This is a genomic window from Hymenobacter gummosus (genome assembly GCF_003970915.1).
In the GTDB taxonomy this organism is placed as follows: domain Bacteria; phylum Bacteroidota; class Bacteroidia; order Cytophagales; family Hymenobacteraceae; genus Solirubrum; species Solirubrum gummosum.
Genome location: NZ_RXOF01000012.1, coordinates 139,538 through 155,000 on the forward strand (window position 1 = coordinate 139,538; position 15,463 = coordinate 155,000).

The window sequence follows — 15,463 nt, forward strand, 5'->3', positions numbered from 1 at the left end:
GTCTGGCTCCCCCTCTCCTTTTTCGGCGAGGGGGCCGGGGGGGAAGGCGAATCGGCTGCCCGACAACCACTTTATCCTTAAGAATCCCACCGACCGCCTTGACCACCCCTACCACTCCTGATTCCGCCGCCCCGCAGAAACCCGGCATGTCCAACATGTGGCAGCGCATCATTTCCGGCGTATTGGGCGCCGTGCTGCTGCTGGGCTCCATCTGGTACAGCGGCTGGACGTTCGGCCTGTTCTTCGGCCTGGTGCAGGCCCGCATGCTCTGGGAGTTCTACCGCATGATGAAAGAGCTGAACTACAAGCCGGCAGCCATTATCGGGATTGGGGTGAGCCTGCTAATTTTCGCGGCGGTGTACTGTATTGTGAATGGCTGGTTCTTCTATTCCCCTCTCGTTCTTAATGGTAGCCTCAACTCTGCAGCTTCACATTATGAATTCATTAGCATAGTTGATGGCGCTCCACCTGTGCCAGCTGATGCTGCTTGGCGTGTAACGATAGGACATTTCTTGACCGTAGGGACGGCCGCTTTGTTGTTCTTGCTGCCCATCATCCTCATCATGCGGGAAATGTTCTGGTGGCCGCGCGAGAAGCAGCCCTTCTCGCCCTTCCCCAACGTCGGCGTGGCCCTGCTCGGCTTGTTCTACGTCACGCTGCCCATGAGCGGGCTCAACGTGCTGGCCTTCACCGCCGGCGGCTATGACTACCGCCGCATCTTCGGCCTGCTGTTCCTGGTCTGGGCTGCCGACACGGGCGCCTACATTGCGGGCAAAAACTTCGGCAAGCACAAGCTGGCCCCCAGCATCTCGCCCGGCAAAACCTGGGAAGGCTGGGTCGGCGGCACCCTGCTCACCCTCGGTGTGGGCTGGGCCCTGGGCTACCTCATCCCCGAAATGCCCCTCGTCACCCGCCTCGTCGCCGCCCTAGTCGTGTCCGTCTTCGGCGTGCTGGGCGATTTGGCCGAGTCCATGCTCAAGCGCAGCGTGGGCGTGAAAGACTCCGGCCGCATCCTGCCCGGCCACGGCGGCCTGCTCGACCGGTTCGACGCTTTCCTCTTCGTGGTGCCCGTGCTGGTGGTGCTGCAGCTGCTCTTCGGCGCGTAGGCTGCAACGGCCTTCAAGCCCTTCTCCCTCAGCGCGCCACCCGGAGCCACCAACAACCGGCCGCCCAGCCAGCACGGGCCCCCAGCCGCGTAGCGGCGCCACGTCAATAGAAATTGGCAGGCAAGAACGTTTCGAGCTCCGTAGGAGCGGCACCCGACCCGCGCGGTCAAGGTGCCGCTCCTACGGAGCTCGGATTCATTTCAACCAAACCATGCTATTGACGTGGCGCCGCTACGCGGCTGCAGCCCCCAAGTCAAGGTGGCGCCACAGCCGTCAGCAGACGCTGCCATAGCCCGCGTAGGCCCGCGCCACAGCGCGGGCGTCGTTGCACGATAGGAAACCGTAGGCGCTCCAACCACCTCGCAGCTGCTCCCAACCGGCTCCGAGCACGCTCCAACTGCCTCGGAGCACGTTCCAACTACCTCGTAGGTAGTTCCTACCGCCTCCGAGATGCCACCTACGGCCTCGCAGATCGTTCCTACCGCCTCGCAGATGCTTCCTACCATCTCTCCGACACAACCTGCCGCCTCTCCGACGCGACCTACTACTTCAACGATGCTTCCTACCGCCTCGCCGGTACGACCTACCGTCTCGCCGACGTGAGCTACTGCCTCGCCGGGCGTTTCTACCACCTCGCCGCTGACATTTTAATCTGCTAAACCAGCGGAAAACGCAACTTTTTTGGCTACCTAACGACTGTAAGCCTCGTACACGAAGCTAGTCGGGGAATCCTACTACCTTTGGCGCGCTTTTTCGCCCGTACGCCGGCCCGGTGGCCGCTTGCGGGCGGCGCTGTTTCTGCATTCCCCCACATTCCCAACCCCTCACTTACCCGATCAACAGCATGGCCTCAGCAACCGTCTACAAGGAGCCGGCCCCGAAGGTGGACCGCGAGAACCCGCTCGAATCGATGATGTCGCGCTTCAACGTAGCGGCCGATATCCTCGGCCTCGACGACGCGACCTACAACGTGCTCAAAGCCGCCGACAAGCAGGTTATCGTGCACATCCCCGTGACGATGGACAACGGCGAAGTCCGCGTATTCGAAGGCTACCGCGTGGTGCACAACACCGTGCTCGGCCCCTCCAAAGGCGGCATCCGCTACGATAAGAACGTGCACCTCGACGAGGTGAAAGCCCTGGCGGCCTGGATGACCTGGAAGTGCGCCGTGGTCGACCTGCCCTACGGCGGCGCCAAAGGCGGCATCATCTGCGACCCCACCGCCATGTCGGCCGGCGAGATTGAGCGCCTCACCCGCGCTTACACGCTGGCCATGAAGGACGTATTCGGCCCCGACCGCGACATTCCGGCCCCCGACATGGGTACCGGCCCCCGCGAAATGGCCTGGCTGATGGACGAGTTCTCGAAGACCGTGGGTGCCACCACCCCGGCCGTGGTGACGGGCAAGCCCCTGGTAATGGGCGGCTCCCTGGGCCGCACCGAGGCCACCGGCCGCGGCGTGATGGTATCGGCCCTGGCCGCTATGCGCAAGCTGGGCATGAAGCCCGAGGAGTCCTCCGCCGCCGTGCAGGGCTTCGGCAACGTGGGCTCCTGGGCCGCCAAGCTGCTCTGCGAGCAGGGCGTGAAAATCAAGGCCGTATCCGACGTGTCGGGCGCCTACTGGAACGACAACGGCATCAACATCGACGAGGCCATTGCCTACAAGAACGCCCACAAGGGCCGCCTCGACGGCTACACCGGTGCCACGCTGATGGACAACGCCGACGATTTGCTCACCCTGCCCGTCGACGTGCTGGTGCCCGCCGCCGTGGAGGACGTCATCACCGAGCACAACGCCCACGATATCAAGGCCCGCCTGATTGTGGAAGGTGCCAACGGCCCCACCTCCGCCTCGGCCGACCCCATCATCAACGAGAAGGGCATCATGGTGGTGCCCGACATCCTGGCCAACTCCGGCGGCGTGACCGTGTCCTACTTCGAGTGGGTGCAGAACCGCCAGGGCTTCAAATGGACCGAGGAAATGGTGACCGAGCGCGCCGACCGCATCATGTCCGACGCCTTCGAGAAGGTGTACGCCACCAGCCAGAAGTACAACGTGCCGATGCGCATCGCCGCCTACGTGGTAGCCATCGACAAAGTCGCCCAGACCTACAAGTTCCGCGGCAGCTTCTAAATCACTGATTTGCGCTGATTGGCCTGATTTGGCTACGCCGACCTTCGGTTCGCTGATTTTTTTCGGCAGACGTTGCGCCCGTTAGCCCGTTCAGTTTTACTATTGTGAGGTAGCCCGGGCCGCGAGGTCCGGGCTATCTTTGTAACCACACTCCGCTTCCCGCTCACCCTTTAGCCCCGCTTCGTCCGCGCGCTTGCTACTACTTGCCTTGGCTGATTGTATCCTAAATCAGCGAAATCAAGTAGATCAGCGTTAATCTGCGATTTATGAAGATTCACAAAGAAGGTCGCCGCATCCTGTTCTTTACCCTGCTGGCACTGCTGGCCGTCAACTTGCTCCTGTACATGTTCAACGAGCAGGGCGTGGGCTTCAACCGCGTGTTTTCGGGCGTGTCGGTGGTGGCGTTTCTGCTGCTGCTGCAGTTTTTCCGCAGCCCCTACCGCAACCTGCTCACCCACGAGGACATCGTCATTGCCCCGGCCGACGGCAAGGTGGTGGTGATTGAGGACGTACACGAGCCGGAGTTTTTCGACGGGGTGCGCAAGCAGATCAGCATCTTCATGTCGCCCATCAACGTGCACATCACCCGCAACCCGGTGTCGGGCACGGTGAAGTACTTCAAGTACCACCCCGGCAAGTACCTGGTGGCCTGGCACCCGAAGAGCAGCACCAAGAACGAGCGCACCACCGTGGTGGTGGAAACCGAAGCCGGCCCGCAGGTGCTCTTCCGGCAGATTGCCGGCGCCATGGCCCGCCGCATCGTGTGGTACGTGAACGAGGGCGACGAAGTAAGCCAGGGCGAGGAGTTCGGCTTTATTAAGTTCGGCTCCCGCGTCGACGTGTTCGTGCCCGTCGATACCGACGTGAAAGTGCAGATCGGCGAGAAAGTAAAAGGCGGGCAGACCGTCATTGCCCAGCTGAAAACCCCCAGCCCGACTTTGTTCTAATCACGGATTGGTGCGGATTTGACGGATTACACGGATTTTGTGGACGATTGTCCCAGGTGGTGCCACGGCTCAAAGCCGTGGCACCTCTTTTTTTAAGCTCTCATGACTGAAAACCGAATGGGCTGTCCAAACGGCACAGCTTAAACGAAGTGGTGCCACGACTCCAAAAGTCGTGGCACCCTCCGTTCAATCGTCCACAAAATCCGTGTAATCCGTCAAATCCGCACCAATCCGTGATTATTCGTTGATGATGTGCGGGACGAATTCTGAGAGGTTGGTGATGATGCCCGGGTCGCGGCGGAAGGAGAGGGCACAGGCTTCGCCGGCCCAGAACACGCCGGCCTGGTAGCGGCGGCCCTGCTCGTCGGCGGGGAAGGGCAGCCACTGCTGGCGCACCTGAGGCTGGTCGGCGTAGTCGCCGGGCTGCTCCTGCTGCACCTGGGCGCCCTGCATCTCGGTGAGATTCTGGCCCTCGCGGCCGAACAGGGGCTTGCGCACGTGGTGGCCGCTCAGGTCCGTGAGGCTGGCCTCGACCAGCAGCGGGTGGTGCGGAAACACTTCCCAGAGGCGGGCCAGCATGGCTTTGCTCTGGAAAATCAGGCTGTAGGCGGGGTTGGCAATGACCAGGTCGCGGCTGCGCATGAGGTCGGTCAGGTCCTGGGTCAGCTCGGGCTCCTCCCCGGCCAGCAGCTCCCAGGGCACCAGCTTGAACACGAAGCCGAAGCGCTGCCACTTGCCCGGTTCCACCTCGGCCCACACGCCGCGGTCCTCGCCCTGGGCCGCCACCTGCATGGCATCGACGGGGCAGACGTGGGCGGTGCTGAAGCCCGCGCTGCGGGCAGCTTCGGCCAGCACGGCGCAGTTGGTTTCGTCTTCGGCGCTGTCGGGCAGGTACACCAGCAGCAGGCTGGGCGTGAGGTCGTTGTTTAGCTCGCGCCACTCGCGCAGCTGCAGCTCCAAGCCCTCGAACAAGCCGTTGGCCTGCTCCTGATTTTCGGGCAGACCGGCGGCCATCAGGCTGGCCCACTGCACCACTGCGGTTTCGGGGATGCTGGTGGCCGTGTCGGCGTTGAACTCCACCAGCTTGGGGCCCTCGGGCGTGGCAGCCAGATCGAAGCGGCCGTAGAGGTGCCAGTGCCGCTCGTCGTTCCACGAGTGGCGCACGGCGTCCCAGAGGTTGGCGGGGATGCCGAGCTGCCGCAGAAAGTCGTCGGGCAGGTCGTCCGGCACGGCCTCCACCATCATTTCGTAGAGCGAGTCGGCGGCCTGCAGCAGCTCTTCGGCCTCGGGCTCGGTGAGGGCCAGGGCCTCGGGGGCCAGGTAAGCGGCGCAGGCGTCTTCCACGGCCCAGTCCCAGCCCAGGCGGCGGATGGCGGGTTCAATGTCGCCGGTAAGCGGCAGCAGGCGAATAGCGGGAGCAGTCATGCGGTGGGGGCGTTGGGCGCGGGAACGAAAGCCGATTCAGCCAAGGCAGTGCGGATATACCGGTTTAGTTCGGCTGCGGTCTTTTTCTCTTCTTCGAAGACCAGGAAAAAGTAAGATTTCTTGATAGCGTGCGTGAAAACTACTGGATAGCGCTTATCGTCTGCAAATACCAGATGCGCTTTTTGCCAGTGCTGCGAATGGCCAGCCTCCACCCGCACAAACGCTGATGCGGGGTAGCTGACGGTGGGGCGGAACAAGCTCTTGAATACCAGATTGCCGGCGCTGGCATAGAGCGTTCGGGTAGGCCAGACCAGGCCTGGCAGGTTAATCAGGAGGGCAACCAGTAGCCAGAGCGTCACAAAGCCGCCGCGGAAACCAAGCCAATAGAAAGGCAGGATAACCAGCAGCATCACGGCGCTAAACACCAGCCTTCCGCCGTGCGAGTAACGGTAGTCATAGCTAATAAGGCGGGGTGCCGGCATACCTGCTTTGGCTGCGCTACCCCCCAAACCCGCCCGAGCGGGCCCGGCTGCCGAAGCCGCTGCTGCGGCTGCCGCTGGGCGCGGAGCTGCGGAAAGTGCTGCCGCGGGAAGTGCTGCGGACGTAGCTGGCGCTAGGCGTGATGCCGCCGTTGGGCGTGGTGCGCGAGCCGGTAAAGCCGCGGCCGAAAAAGCCCCGGCCCTCGTTCTGCCGCTCGCGGGCAATGTCGCTGCGCCAGCCGTTGTTGCGCTGGAAGATACCGGGCGAGGCGTAGTAGCCGGGGTTGGGCGTGAGCCAGCGCCCGGCCATGTAACCGATGCCGCCCCACATCAGCACGTCCATCATGCTGGTGCCGCCCACGCGGTTTTCGGGGTAGCGGCGGCTGTAGTCCTGCATCTGCTGCTGCAGCGCCTGGCCCTGCAGGGTGTCCACCTTGCCATCAAAATGGCGCAGGATGGCGGCCACCTCCTCCTTGCCGGCGGGGCGCTCGGCGGTGATTTTCCACTGGCCGGGCTGCACCTCGGTCATTTCGGTGATGACGCCCTTGCTGAACGACTCCCCGCTGGTCTGCCCGCTCCAGTCGCCGGCGGTTTCTTCGCGGCGGTTGTCATTGGAAGAGCAGGCGGGCAGCACGGCCAGGCCCAGGCTGGCCGCGGCCGTGACGAGCAGCAGGTTGCGGCGCCAGTCGCCGAGGGGGTAGAAGGGACGGTTCATAGCAGAAAGGAAAGAAGGAGCAGGGTTACTGGCGAATTAAACGGGCAAATGGTCTAGCCGACGGCAAATCGTCCACAAAATCCGCGAAATCCGTCGAAACGAAGTTCAGCGAAGCTAATCCGTAGTAATCCGTGATTTTAGAACCAGGCGCTCATGCGGGCGCAGAGCTGCTCCAGGTACTGCTGGTCGTCGGCGTCGAAGTCGTCGAGCTGGTCACTGTCTACGTCGAGCACGGCTACCACGGCGCCGTCTTTCAGGATGGGCACTACGATTTCCGACTTCGACAGGGAGCTGCAGGCAATGTGACCGGGAAACTGCTCCACGTCGGGCACCAGCAGGGTGCGGGCCTGGGCCCAGGCCGCGCCGCACACGCCCTTGCCGTAGCGGATGCGGGTGCAGGCCACCGGCCCCTGGAACGGCCCGAGCACCAGCTCCTCGCCGCGCACCACGTACACGCCCACCCAGAAAAAGCCGAAGGCCTCCTTGAGCGCGGCCATGGCGTTGGCCAGGTTGGCCACCTGGTCCGGCTCCCCGGTGGTCAGGGCCTCAATCTGCGGCAGCAGGGCCTGGTATTGCTGGGCTTTGGAAAGCGTACGGTCAAGAAGCAGGTCTTCGGCCATTTGGCGAAATGGTGAGTGGTGAAATGGTGAGTTGACGTTCGGATAACAAAATTACGACGGGATAGTGCGGAAGGCGGTGCATGACGTCGAATCGAAGACTGCCCGTCTAAACATCATTCACCATTTCACTACTCACCATCTCACCGCCTAGCCAAACACGAACAGCTCGTCGGGGCCGATGACGCGGTGCTCCCGCAGGCCGGTGAGGCTCAGGGGCGGGGCCACCACGCCGCCCGCGCCGATGCGCACGTGCTGGCTGCGCAGCACCCGGATTTCGTCCCAGAGGCCGGCTTCGAGCAGCATGGTGTGCAGGGCCGGGCCGCCCTCCACCAGCACCGACTGAATCCGCCGCTCGTTGAGGTCGTCGAGGATGGCGGGCAGCAGCGGCTGCTGGGCGGGCACCGTCACGAAGCTCAGGTTGTCGCGGTCGGGCTGCTCCTTGTTGGTGTACACCACCGTGGGCTGGGCGCCGTCGAACAGGTGGTGGGTGGCCGGCAAGGTCAGGCTGCGGTCGATGACCAGACGCACGGGGTTGGGCCCGGGCCACTCGCGCACGTTCAGCTGGGGGTTGTCGTTCAGCGCCGTGCGGGTGCCCACCATGATGGCCTGCTCCTCGGTGCGCCAGCGGTGCACCAGCATCTTGGCCGCCGGTCCGCTGATGGGTACCGGCTGCGCGTTCGGTCCGGCCACGAAACCGTCCCGCGACTCGGCCCACTTCAGGATGAGGTAGGGACGGTTCTGCTCCTGCACGGTGAAAAAGCGGCGGTTCAGCCAGCGACCCTCGGCCTCCAGCAGCCCGGTGCGCACCCGGATGCCCGCCTCGCGCAGCTTCTGCAGGCCGCGGCCGGCCACCAGCGGGTTGGGGTCGTGGTTGCACACCACCACGTCGCGCACGCCGCGGGCAATGAGCAAATCGGCGCAGGGCGGGGTTTTGCCGAAGTGCGAGCAGGGCTCCAGCGTTACGTACACCCGGCACTGGCCCAGGTCCACCGCCGCCGGCACCCGGTTCAGGGCATTGACTTCGGCGTGGGGGCCGCCGTACTGCTCGTGCCAGCCCTCGGCCACCACCCGGCCCGCGGCATCGGCCACCACGCAGCCCACCATGGGGTTGGGCCGGGCCGTGTGGGCGCCCAGCACCGCCAGGTCGAGGGCGCGGCGCATCAGCAGCTGGTCGTGGGGTGTGAAGTCGGCGGGAGCCACGGAGGTTGACGGATTCATGGGCGGATAGAACGGATGACGGACGGCGCGGGTGGGCAAAGTAAGCAGAAGTAGTTAGCGGGGCGGTGCAGGTTGCCGCGTTACTTTTGCCGACGAAACCAAAGCCCGGGGCTGCACAACACCATCTGCATGCGGATATTACTGGCCGACTGCCCGCTCAAGCACCTGCTCCGGCTGTTTCCGCCAGCGGAGCCGATTCATATCCGGGAGCTGGGCGACACCTGGCACCCCAGCAGCGGCTACGTCGATGCCGCCATCGTGACTGGCGTCGACACCATTGGCCAGCTGCTCGCGCACGAGTACGACTTCGGCGGCTTGGTGTATTTCGATGCCGCGGTGGCGGGCTTGACGCTGCGCTACCACGCGGAGCAGTACGAACTGCGCGGCCCCGATAAAACGATGTGGCGCCTGCTGCGGCAACTGGATGAACAAAATGCCTGCCCGGACTTCCAGCCGAAGCTACAGGTGTTGAGCCGGCACGACGAGTAACGTCGGCCATCCGTTCCACCCGTTCAAAAACCCGCGCCAGCATGATTACCATCCGCCAGCTCACCGACCAGCTTACCGAGGCCCTGCAGGCCCTGTACCCCACGCCCGAAGCCGCCAGCGTGGCCGTGCGCCTCGTGGAGCACCTGCTGGAGCTGGACCCGCTGCAGCGCCGCCTGCGCGCCCAGGAGCCGGTGCCCGCCGAGGCGCAGCGGCAGGCTGCGGCCTGGCTGCCGCGCCTGCTGCGCCACGAGCCCCTGCAGTACGTGCTGGGCACCGCCCCTTTCTTCGACATGGACCTGCTGGTGACGCCCGCCACGCTCATACCGCGCCCCGAAACCGAGGAGCTGGTGCAGCTCATCGCCCAGGAACAGACCGGCCGCCGCGGGCTGCGCGTGCTCGACGTGGGCACCGGCTCGGGCTGCATTCCGCTGGCCCTGGCCCGGCAGCTGCCCGAAAGTGAAGTGTGGGGCCTCGACGTATCGGCCGGGGCGCTGGCGGTGGCGCGGCAGAACGGGCAGCGCTACGCCCCGCGGGTGCAGTGGCTGCAGGCCGACATCCTGGCTCAGGACCCGCCCGGCCTCGCACCCGGCAGCCTCGACGTGCTGGTGAGCAATCCGCCCTACGTGCGCGAGTCGGAGCGGGAGCTGATGCGGGCCAACGTGCTGGACTACGAGCCCGGCACGGCCCTGTTCGTGCCCGACGCCGACCCGCTGGTGTTTTACCGCCGGTTGGCCGCGCTGGGCACCACGCTGCTGCGGGCGGGCGGCAGCATCTACTTTGAAATCAACGAGGCCCTGCCCGCCGAAACCCTGCAGCTGCTCACCGGGCGCGGCTACACCGGGGCCCGCTGCCTGCCCGATATGAGCGGCCGGCCGCGCATGGTGCGCGCCAGCTGGCCGGGCCGTACGGCTGCCGTACAAGCCGATGGCGTCTAAGTGAAAAGGCCTACCTTTGCCCGCCGAAAACCCGACCCATCCGCCCGACCTGACGCCTGCCCCCATGCCCACGAAAAGCCCTGATTACTTTGCGCATCCTACCGCCGTGCTCGACGAAGGCTGCCGCATCGGTACCGGTACGCGCATCTGGCACTTCTGCCACGTCAGCGCCGGGGCCGAAATCGGGGAAGACTGCACGCTGGGCCAGAACGTATTCGTGGCCGACGACGTACGGCTGGGGCGCAATGTGAAGGTGCAGAACAACGTGAGCCTGTATACCGGCGTAGAGTGCGCCGACAACGTGTTCATCGGGCCCTCGGCAGTGTTTACCAACGTCATCAACCCCCGCGCCGCCGTGCCGCGCCGCCATGAGTACCAGCCCACCAAGCTGGGCCGCGGCGTGACCATCGGGGCCAATGCCACCATCATCTGCGGCGTGACGCTGGGCGACTACGCCTTCGTGGGCGCCGGCGCGGTGGTGACCAAGGATGTGCCCGCCTACGCCCTGGTGTACGGCAACCCCGCCAAGCGCCGCGGCTGGATGAGCCGCCTAGGCCACACCCTCAAATTCGACGCGCAAGGCTACGCCAGCTGCCCCGAAAGCGGCGAAGTGTACAGCCTCGGCCGCAGCGGTACGCTTACCTGTATTACTCCCGACCCCAACGCGTAAACCAACGCAACGACCTGTGTACGAGCAGTTACTGAACAAAGAGGCCAAGCTGGCCGTCATCGGCCTGGGCTACGTGGGCCTGCCCATCGCCCTGGAATTTGCCCGCAAAATCAGCGTCATCGGCTTCGATATCAACGCCCAGCGCGTGGAGATGATGCGCAACAACGTGGACCCCAGCGGCGAGCTGGACGCCTCCGCGTTTGAAGGCTGCGACATCACCTTCACCGACTCGCTCGACGTGCTGCGCGAGGCCCGCTTCTTCGTGGTGGCCGTGCCCACGCCCATCGACGAGCACGCCATGCCCGACCTGAAGCCGCTCATTGGCGCCTCCACCACGGTGGGCAAGGTGCTGAAAGCCGGCGACTACGTAGTGTACGAATCGACCGTGTACCCGGGCTGCACCGAGGAGGACTGCATTCCGATCCTGGAGCGCGAGTCGGGCCTGAAGTTCCCCACCGACTTCAAGGTGGGCTACTCGCCCGAGCGCATCAACCCCGGCGACAAGGAGCACACCCTGGCCACCATCGTGAAAGTGGTAGCCGGCTGCGACGCCGAGTCATTGGAGGAAATTGCCAAGACCTACGAGCTGGTGGTGAAGGCCGGCGTGCACCGGGCGTCGTCGATTAAGGTAGCCGAGGCCGCCAAGATCATCGAAAACACCCAGCGCGACGTGAACATCGCCCTGATGAACGAGCTGTCGATGATTTTCGACCGCATGCGCATCAACACCTACGAGGTGCTGGAAGCCGCCGGCACCAAGTGGAACTTCCTCAAGTTCAGCCCCGGCCTGGTGGGCGGCCACTGCATCGGCGTGGACCCGTACTACCTCACCTACAAGGCCAAGGAGCTGGGCTACGACGCGAAGGTTATCCTCTCGGGCCGCACCACCAACGACGGCATGGGCGCTTACATCGCGCGCAAAACCGTGCAGATGATGATCAAGCAGGGCAAGGACGTGGCCAAGTCGAAGGTGCTGGTGATGGGCGCGACCTTTAAGGAAAACGTGGAGGACATCCGCAACTCCAAGGTGGCCGACGTCATCAACGAGCTGAAGAACTTCAGCGTGAACATCGACATCGTGGACCCGCACGCCGACTCCGACGAGCTGCACCACGAGTACGGCTTCCGCCTGACCCCGCAGGAAAACATCGGCTCGGACTACGACGCGGTCATCGTGGCCGTGAGCCACAAGCCCTACACCGAGAAGGACGAGGCCTACTTCAAGTCCATCACCGCCGAGCAGGCCGTGCTGGTCGACATCAAAGGCCTGTTCCGCGAGAAAATCACCGGCGACGCCCTGCACTACTGGAGCCTGTAATCATTAGTATTGTCAAATGGCTGGATGGTTAAATGGCTGGTCGTTCTGGCGACGCGAGAACAATCAACCATTTAACCATGCAGCCATTTAGCCATTTGACCATGAAGAAGATTCTCGTCACGGGCGGGGCGGGCTATATCGGCTCGCACACGGTGGTAGCCCTGCAGGAAGCGGGGTTTGAGCCGATTATCGTCGATAATTTCTCTAACTCCCACGAATCGGTGCTGGAAGGGCTGCGGGCCATCCTGGGCACCGAGGTGAAAAGCTACAACGTCGACTGCAACGACAAGGCGGCTTTCCGCGGGGTGTTCGAGACGGAGGCGCCGGTAGCGGGCGTGATTCACTTCGCGGCCCACAAGGCCGTGGGCGAATCCCTGCAGAAGCCGCTGGCTTATTTCCAGAACAACGTTGGCTCCCTGCTGGTGCTGCTGGAGCTGATGCAGGAGCAAGGCGTGCACAACCTGGTGTTTTCCTCGTCCTGCACCGTGTACGGCGTGCCCGATGTGCTGCCCGTGACGGAAGAAACGCCCATCAAGCCGCCTTCTTCGCCGTATGCCCGCACCAAGCAGATGTGCGAGGACATTCTGCGCGACCTGGCCCAGGCCCCGGGCAACGACATCAAGACCATCCTGCTGCGCTACTTCAACCCCATCGGGGCGCACCCCTCGGGGCGCATCGGGGAGCTGCCGCTGGGCGTGCCCAACAACCTGGTGCCCTTCGTGACGCAGACCGCCGCCGGCTGGCGCGAGGAACTGACCGTGTACGGCACCGACTACGACACGCCCGACGGCTCCTGCGTGCGCGACTACATCTACGTGGGTGACCTGGCCCGGGCCCACGTGGTGGCCGTGCAGCGCCAGCTCGACGGCAAAGCCGCCGAGGTGGAAACCTTCAATGTGGGCACCGGCCGCGGCAACACCGTGCTGGAAGTGGTGCGCACCTTCGAGGAGGTAACCGGCCAGCCGCTGAAGTACCGCGTGGGCCCGCGCCGCACCGGCGACGTGCCCGCCATTTACGCCGACGCCACCCAGGCCGCCGAGGTGCTGGGCTTCCGCACCGAAGTAGAACTGCGGGAAGGCCTGGCTACGGCCTGGCGCTGGCAGCAGCATCTGGTTTCATTGTCAAATGGCTAAATGGCTAAATGGCTGGCCGTTCAGACGCTTCGTTGAACAGCCAGTCATTTAGCCATTCAGCCATTTAACCATTCAACGAAGATGAAACTCCTCATTACCGGCGGGGCTGGGTTTATCGGGTCGCACGTGGTGCGGCTGTTCGTAACGAAGTACCCCGAGTATCAGGTGCTGAACCTGGACGCGCTGACCTACGCGGGCAACCTGGAGAACCTGCGCGACATTGAGGACCGGCCCAATTACCGCTTCATCAAGGGCGACCTGACCGACCAGGCCTTTGTCGACCAGCTTTTTGCCACCGAGGAGCCCGACGCGGTGATTCACCTCGCGGCCGAGTCGCACGTGGACCGCAGCATCACCGACCCGCTGGCCTTCGTGAAGACCAACGTGCTGGGTACGGTGCACCTGCTGCACGCGGCCCGCAACCTCTGGCAGCCCAAGGGCTACGAGGGTCACGTGTTCTACCACGTGAGCACCGACGAGGTGTACGGCTCCCTGGAAATGGACGGCGGCCTATTTACGGAGCAGACGGCCTATGACCCTCGTTCGCCCTATTCGGCCTCCAAGGCGTCGTCGGACCACTTCGTGCGGGCCTGGCACCACACTTACCACCTGCCGGTAAAGCTGTCGAACTGCTCGAACAACTACGGGCCCAACCACTTCCCCGAGAAGCTCATCCCGCTGGCTTTGCACCGCATCCAGCAGGGCGAGGCCATTCCGGTGTACGGCAAGGGCGAAAACGTGCGCGACTGGCTGTTCGTGAAGGACCACGCCACGGCCATCGACGCGGTGTTTCACCGCGGCCGGGTGGGCGAAACCTACAACATCGGCGGCGTGAACGAGTGGAAGAACCTCGATTTGATTCACCTGCTCTGCGACGTGATGGACGAGAAGCTGAACAAGCCTCAGGGCACCTCGCGGCAGCTCATCAAGTTCGTCACCGACCGCGCCGGCCACGACTTGCGCTACGCCATCGACTCCTCGAAAATCATGCAGGAGCTGGGCTGGCAGCCCTCCGTCACCTTCGAGCAGGGCCTGCGCCAGACCGTCGACTGGTACCTCGACAACCAGGAGTGGCTGCAGCGCGTGACCAGCGGCCAGTACCAGGACTACTACCGCCAGCAGTACGCTTCACGCTGAATTAATAATTGATAATTAAGAATTAATAATTGCGCCAAAGGCGGGATTAGCTCGGCTGGTAGCGGCTGGCACAATTCTTAATTATTAATTCTTAATTATTAATTGACAAACATGTACGATTCCCCCTTCCACGAGCAGCCGCTCGATAACCTGACCTTCCTCGTGACCGGTGGCGCCGGCTTTATCGGCTCCAACATCGTGGAGTACCTGCTGAAGTACGGGGTGAAAAAGGTGCGCACCTTCGACAACTACTCCAACGGCTTCCGCAAGAACCTGCGCCTGTTTGAGGGCCACCCCGCGCTGGAAATCCTCGACGGCGACATCCGCGACCCGGAGGCCTGCCGCAAGGCCTGCGAGGGCGTCGACGTGGTGCTGCACCAGGCGGCGCTGGGCTCGGTGCCACGCTCCATCAACGACCCCATCACCTCCAACGACGTGAACGTGGGGGGGTTCGTGAACATGCTGGTGGCCGCCAAGGACGCCGGCGTGAAGCGCTTCGTGTACGCCGCTTCGTCGTCGACCTACGGCGACTCGCCCCACCTGCCCAAGATTGAGGACCGCATCGGCAAGCCCCTGTCGCCCTACGCCGTGACCAAGTACGCCAACGAGCTGTACGCCGACGTGTTTGGCAAAACCTACGGCATGGAAATCATCGGGCTGCGCTACTTCAACATCTTCGGCCCGCGCCAGGACCCGAACGGGGCCTACGCCGCCGTTATTCCGCTGTTCATCGACGCGGTGCTGCAGGGCAAGGCCCCGCGCATCAACGGTGACGGGGGGCAGACGCGCGACTTCACCTTCGTGGAAAACTGCGTGCAGGCCAACATCCGCGCCGCGCTGGTGCAGAACCCGGAGGCGGTAAACCAGGTGTACAACATTGCCGTGGCCGACCGCACCTCGCTGAACGATTTGTTCAACATCCTCAAGGAGGAAGCCGGCGTCGACATCACGCCCGAGTACGGCCCCAACCGCGCCGGCGACATCCGCGACTCCCTGGCCGACATCAGCAAGGCCCAGCGCCTGCTCGGCTACGACCCGCAGGTGCGCATCCGCGAGGGGCTGAAAAAAACCCTGGACTGGTTCCGCAGCAACGAGGCGTTTATTCAGGAGCGGAATTAGCCGCTCAAATGGCTAAAT

The 15,463-nt window shown here is 63.9% G+C and carries 15 protein-coding genes; 10 read left to right on the forward strand and 5 right to left on the reverse strand.

Translation table 11 applies throughout. From position 1 onward, the window contains the following. Positions 1-98: 98 nt before the first annotated feature. From EJV47_RS19260 to EJV47_RS19270, 3 genes are all read left to right on the forward strand, one after another. Positions 99-1,106 (forward strand): phosphatidate cytidylyltransferase, encoded by a 1,008-nt coding sequence (locus EJV47_RS19260; RefSeq protein ID WP_165903832.1) that lies wholly within the window; start codon positions 99-101, stop codon positions 1,104-1,106. Between the two features lie 844 nt (positions 1,107-1,950). Then, positions 1,951-3,240: a Glu/Leu/Phe/Val family dehydrogenase gene (locus EJV47_RS19265; RefSeq protein WP_126694806.1), complete on the forward strand. Its 1,290-nt coding sequence runs from the start codon at positions 1,951-1,953 to the stop codon at positions 3,238-3,240. A gap of 266 nt (positions 3,241-3,506) precedes the next feature. After that, positions 3,507-4,187 carry a phosphatidylserine decarboxylase family protein gene (locus tag EJV47_RS19270; protein ID WP_126694807.1) on the forward strand — a complete coding sequence of 227 codons (681 nt, stop codon included), beginning with the start codon at positions 3,507-3,509 and terminating at the stop codon, positions 4,185-4,187. Positions 4,188-4,424: 237 nt separating this feature from the next. Here the strand turns inward: EJV47_RS19270 and EJV47_RS19275 are convergent, their stop codons facing one another. The 5 genes from EJV47_RS19275 to ribD all read right to left on the reverse strand — a co-directional run bounded on the left by EJV47_RS19275 (position 4,425) and on the right by ribD (position 8,644). Continuing rightward, positions 4,425-5,612 (reverse strand): glutathionylspermidine synthase family protein, encoded by a 1,188-nt coding sequence (locus EJV47_RS19275; protein ID WP_126694808.1) that lies wholly within the window; start codon positions 5,610-5,612, stop codon positions 4,425-4,427. Beyond that, positions 5,609-6,094 (reverse strand): hypothetical protein, encoded by a 486-nt coding sequence (locus tag EJV47_RS19280; protein ID WP_126694809.1) that lies wholly within the window; start codon positions 6,092-6,094, stop codon positions 5,609-5,611. The genes EJV47_RS19275 and EJV47_RS19280 overlap by 4 nt, the downstream gene beginning before the upstream one ends. Positions 6,095-6,110: 16 nt before the next feature. Continuing rightward, on the reverse strand, positions 6,111-6,806 hold the full coding sequence (locus tag EJV47_RS19285; protein WP_126694810.1) for a Cj0371 family chemotaxis-regulating polar lipoprotein: 696 nt from the start codon (positions 6,804-6,806) through the stop codon (positions 6,111-6,113). A gap of 137 nt (positions 6,807-6,943) precedes the next feature. Beyond that, positions 6,944-7,426, reverse strand: a complete 483-nt coding sequence (locus EJV47_RS19290; RefSeq protein ID WP_126694811.1) for a GAF domain-containing protein — start codon at positions 7,424-7,426, stop codon at positions 6,944-6,946. Positions 7,427-7,573: 147 nt separating this feature from the next. Beyond that, on the reverse strand, positions 7,574-8,644 hold the full coding sequence (gene ribD, locus EJV47_RS19295; RefSeq protein ID WP_126694812.1) for a bifunctional diaminohydroxyphosphoribosylaminopyrimidine deaminase/5-amino-6-(5-phosphoribosylamino)uracil reductase RibD: 1,071 nt from the start codon (positions 8,642-8,644) through the stop codon (positions 7,574-7,576). 129 nt (positions 8,645-8,773) lie between these two features. On the opposite strand from ribD, the gene EJV47_RS19300 reads away from it, so the two are divergent. The 7 genes from EJV47_RS19300 to EJV47_RS19330 all read left to right on the forward strand — a co-directional run bounded on the left by EJV47_RS19300 (position 8,774) and on the right by EJV47_RS19330 (position 15,445). Then, positions 8,774-9,133, forward strand: coding sequence for a hypothetical protein (locus tag EJV47_RS19300; protein WP_126694813.1), 360 nt, complete (start codon positions 8,774-8,776; stop codon positions 9,131-9,133). A 41-nt stretch (positions 9,134-9,174) separates the two neighbouring features. After that, positions 9,175-10,068 carry a peptide chain release factor N(5)-glutamine methyltransferase gene (prmC, locus tag EJV47_RS19305; protein ID WP_126694814.1) on the forward strand — a complete coding sequence of 298 codons (894 nt, stop codon included), beginning with the start codon at positions 9,175-9,177 and terminating at the stop codon, positions 10,066-10,068. Between the two features lie 64 nt (positions 10,069-10,132). After that, on the forward strand, positions 10,133-10,738 hold the full coding sequence (locus EJV47_RS19310; RefSeq protein WP_126694815.1) for an acyltransferase: 606 nt from the start codon (positions 10,133-10,135) through the stop codon (positions 10,736-10,738). Positions 10,739-10,754: 16 nt separating this feature from the next. Continuing rightward, positions 10,755-12,056, forward strand: a complete 1,302-nt coding sequence (locus tag EJV47_RS19315; RefSeq protein WP_126694816.1) for a nucleotide sugar dehydrogenase — start codon at positions 10,755-10,757, stop codon at positions 12,054-12,056. Between the two features lie 101 nt (positions 12,057-12,157). Continuing rightward, positions 12,158-13,189: a UDP-glucose 4-epimerase GalE gene (gene galE / locus EJV47_RS19320; protein WP_126694817.1), complete on the forward strand. Its 1,032-nt coding sequence runs from the start codon at positions 12,158-12,160 to the stop codon at positions 13,187-13,189. 81 nt (positions 13,190-13,270) lie between these two features. Next, a complete protein-coding gene (rfbB, locus tag EJV47_RS19325; protein WP_126694818.1) occupies positions 13,271-14,326 on the forward strand; it encodes a dTDP-glucose 4,6-dehydratase in 1,056 nt (351 codons plus the stop codon). Between the two features lie 111 nt (positions 14,327-14,437). After that, positions 14,438-15,445, forward strand: a complete 1,008-nt coding sequence (locus EJV47_RS19330; RefSeq protein ID WP_126694819.1) for an SDR family oxidoreductase — start codon at positions 14,438-14,440, stop codon at positions 15,443-15,445. Positions 15,446-15,463: the final 18 nt, after the last annotated feature.

Coding starts and splice junctions, on each gene's coding strand:
- EJV47_RS19270 (WP_126694807.1), top strand. CDS start 3,507: ATGAAGATTCACAAAGAAGGTCGCCGCATCCTGTTCTTTACCCTGCTG.
- EJV47_RS19285 (WP_126694810.1), bottom strand. CDS start 6,806: ATGAACCGTCCCTTCTACCCCCTCGGCGACTGGCGCCGCAACCTGCTG.
- EJV47_RS19310 (WP_126694815.1), top strand. CDS start 10,133: ATGCCCACGAAAAGCCCTGATTACTTTGCGCATCCTACCGCCGTGCTC.
- rfbB (WP_126694818.1), top strand. CDS start 13,271: ATGAAACTCCTCATTACCGGCGGGGCTGGGTTTATCGGGTCGCACGTG.
- EJV47_RS19300 (WP_126694813.1), top strand. CDS start 8,774: ATGCGGATATTACTGGCCGACTGCCCGCTCAAGCACCTGCTCCGGCTG.
- EJV47_RS19265 (WP_126694806.1), top strand. CDS start 1,951: ATGGCCTCAGCAACCGTCTACAAGGAGCCGGCCCCGAAGGTGGACCGC.
- galE (WP_126694817.1), top strand. CDS start 12,158: ATGAAGAAGATTCTCGTCACGGGCGGGGCGGGCTATATCGGCTCGCAC.
- EJV47_RS19290 (WP_126694811.1), bottom strand. CDS start 7,426: ATGGCCGAAGACCTGCTTCTTGACCGTACGCTTTCCAAAGCCCAGCAA.
- prmC (WP_126694814.1), top strand. CDS start 9,175: ATGATTACCATCCGCCAGCTCACCGACCAGCTTACCGAGGCCCTGCAG.
- ribD (WP_126694812.1), bottom strand. CDS start 8,644: ATGAATCCGTCAACCTCCGTGGCTCCCGCCGACTTCACACCCCACGAC.
- EJV47_RS19275 (WP_126694808.1), bottom strand. CDS start 5,612: ATGACTGCTCCCGCTATTCGCCTGCTGCCGCTTACCGGCGACATTGAA.
- EJV47_RS19280 (WP_126694809.1), bottom strand. CDS start 6,094: ATGCCGGCACCCCGCCTTATTAGCTATGACTACCGTTACTCGCACGGC.
- EJV47_RS19330 (WP_126694819.1), top strand. CDS start 14,438: ATGTACGATTCCCCCTTCCACGAGCAGCCGCTCGATAACCTGACCTTC.